This window comes from Saezia sanguinis (genome assembly GCF_003991585.1).
Lineage (GTDB): Bacteria > Pseudomonadota > Gammaproteobacteria > Burkholderiales > Burkholderiaceae_C > Saezia > Saezia sanguinis.
Genome location: NZ_PQSP01000117.1, coordinates 1 through 259, shown reverse-complemented (window position 1 = coordinate 259; position 259 = coordinate 1). Strand labels below are relative to the sequence as shown.

Annotated in this window: 1 protein-coding gene; it reads right to left on the bottom strand. The window is 64.1% G+C overall.

The genetic code is table 11. The features are described from left to right. Positions 1-259, bottom strand: a 259-nt coding sequence (locus CUZ56_RS15190; RefSeq protein ID WP_338056674.1) for an amino acid--tRNA ligase-related protein, incomplete at both ends; no start/stop codon positions are given.

Below are 259 nucleotides of genomic sequence, written 5' to 3'. Positions count from 1 at the left end.
CGATACCACCGTGCGGCGGGGCACCGAAGGCGAAGGCGTCCAGCAGGAAGCCGAATTTCTCCTGTGCCTCGGCCTCACTGATGCCCATCACCTGGAAAACCCGTTCCTGCACATCCTTGCGGTGGATGCGGATACTGCCGCCGCCGATCTCGTTACCGTTGCAGACGATGTCGTAGGCGTAGGCGAGGGCGGAGCCGGGGTCGGTGTCGAAGGTGTCGATCGATTCCGGTTTCGGCGAGGTGAAGGCGTGGTGCACCGC